General features: G+C 48.5%; 2 protein-coding genes. One reads left to right on the forward strand and one right to left on the reverse strand.

All coding sequences use genetic code 11. The features are described from left to right. On the forward strand, window positions 1-300 hold a 300-nt coding region (locus JX312_RS12445), incomplete at its 5' end, for an ACT domain-containing protein (RefSeq protein ID WP_370541510.1). Window position 301: 1 nt separating this feature from the next. Here the strand turns inward: JX312_RS12445 and JX312_RS12450 are convergent. Continuing rightward, window positions 302-2,221 (reverse strand): outer membrane beta-barrel protein, encoded by a 1,920-nt coding sequence (locus JX312_RS12450; RefSeq protein ID WP_204458217.1) that lies wholly within the window; start codon window positions 2,219-2,221, stop codon window positions 302-304. Window positions 2,222-2,293 lie beyond the last annotated feature (72 nt).

Genomic DNA, 2,293 nt, shown 5'->3' on the forward strand with positions numbered 1-2,293 from the left:
AGCCATATCCAGGAGCGTTATCCTTATCGCATAATCCGGGCGAACTGGAGCGGGAAAAGCGGAGAAATGCTCCCTGCCTCTCTGCGTGTGATCGGCAACGATGACATAGGAATCGTTGCGAATATAACTTCAATCATTTCCAAGGAGCCCAACACCATGCTGCGCAACATATCCATCGATTCTCACGACGGCATCTTCCAGGGGTATCTTGTGATCGGTGTAACCGACAACAGACAGTTGACGGTCCTGATCAAAAAGATCAAGACCGTCAAAGGTGTCAAGGATGTTGTCAGAATATAGGTTATCTCGGCGGTCCCATGCGGTGCATTCCGCCACGCCCTCCTTGCCGCCCGCCGGGAGGAGGTCCGGGTCTTCCGTCAAAGTTATCCATTTCCGGACGTTTCTTGTTTTTAAGGGTGTTGAAGGTATAGGATATGCCAAACATCACATAGCGCGTAAGGTCGTTGTAACGGCTGTCTGTAATTGTGCCGTTCGCGCTCACAGAACGCGAGATATTCTTCTTCTGCCCCAAAAGGTCATAAGCCCTTACACTGAACGTCAGACTTTTGTCGCGTAGCACGCTGTATGATATCTGGGCGTTCCAGAGCCACGATGTTGAATTGAAGCCGTTGGAATAACCGCTTGTCTTGTCAAAATCAAGATCCGTGTTGACCTGTAGTCCGAAAGGCAGATACAGGGCGGCGTCACTGTGAAAACCGTATGCATGCGTATACATATTCTCCTGAGCGGGGAGAGAATTGGTAACCATCTGGAATGAATATGTGGGATTTGCCGACATCTGGAAAACATCGCAGGTGAATGTCAGACCTGCGTTGGGCGACAGCCTGAGATTGCCGGAACGGTTGAAATCTCCGTTTATATAACCCGCCATCGAAGAATAGTTTGCAGACGCACGTGCGGAGAAACGCCATTTGCGGTTGCGGAAGGGCTGGTTTATCATGAACATACCGAAACCTGAAAAATTCCCGTTGGCGTTGGTATAAGTGGTTTCTCTTTTGCCTGTCTCAGGATCCGACACGGTCTTGTTGACTATCACATTCTGTGAATATTGCAGACGCATCATCGCCATGAGCGCCCTTTGGCTCTCCTGATTGTAATTATTGAAATGAACGTTTACAGACTGCGTGAATGTAGGCTTGAGATCCGGATTACCACGCGTTATATGCAAGGGGTCTGATTCATCTGCCACAGGCTGCAACTGTGTCAGAGACGGCGCCGAAGTGCGGGCACGATAGTCGGCACGTATCGATTTCGTCTTGCTGAAACGGTAACGGAACCGTGCAAAAGGAGCTACATTCCACACCCACTGCGCGGGTATGTTGCGCGCCGGGTTAAGCATGTCTTCGCTTGCGCTGCTCGACGGAGAGAACACCATGCCAGCCTCAAGGTTATATTTGCTGTTGACTTTCTTATATCCGACCTGAAGTTCTTGTGTGCCGAATTTGTTCCGGAACCGATCGGAAAGATCTGTATCAAATATGGCGGAACCGGGCAATGTGGAGAAATCCTCCGGCATAAAGCCGATTGTCTCGTCAGGAGTCGGAATATTGTATGTGTCTTTGTTGGCATTGTTGAAACGGTACTGGAGACGATATGCGACCTGCAGAAAGTTTCCCCGCTTCACATCTCCGAGAGGTTCGGTCCATGTGAGACGCGCACCTACTGAATTGTTCCACTGGTGATTATCAAGAAAACGATAGAGTTTGTCCGTATCATCTTCCGAACCTGAGGTCAGATAATATTCAATGTCGCTCCAGCTCGTGGAGTGCTGCTTGGTATCCGAGAACTCATAATTTGCCTGGACACTGAACGAACGGCCGGGACGCGAAGGGAAATTGTGATTGAAGATCAATTGACCGGATGCGTTATAACTGGTGCCATGGTTGAACTGACGGGTGATATTGCTGTTGACAAGATCTCCGTCAAACCCTCCGTTACGCATGAAACTTTCACCTCCTGACTGCGTATTACGGCTGTTAAAACTGAACTGAGGTCTGAAATCGAGCGTATTGTTCGGGTCTATTTTCCATTCTATCCGGAAATTTGCACGAAGATTATGCCCTTTATCTCTTGTAGAGCTTGAACTGCTTTTGAATTCATTGACTCCGGGCTGGGTATATTCCGTATTTGTCTGGGACTCTGAATTACGGTCGGTATGCGTGTAGAAGATATTTCCCCCTACACGGAAATTGTCATTCACTAGTGTCTCTTAAAAAGTGTTAATCAAATTCGAGGTCAAGAGTTGGATGGCAATTTGCTATTTGTGCTGGCT

Source organism: Barnesiella sp. CU968 (assembly GCF_905219685.1).
Lineage (GTDB): Bacteria > Bacteroidota > Bacteroidia > Bacteroidales > Muribaculaceae > Lepagella > Lepagella muris_A.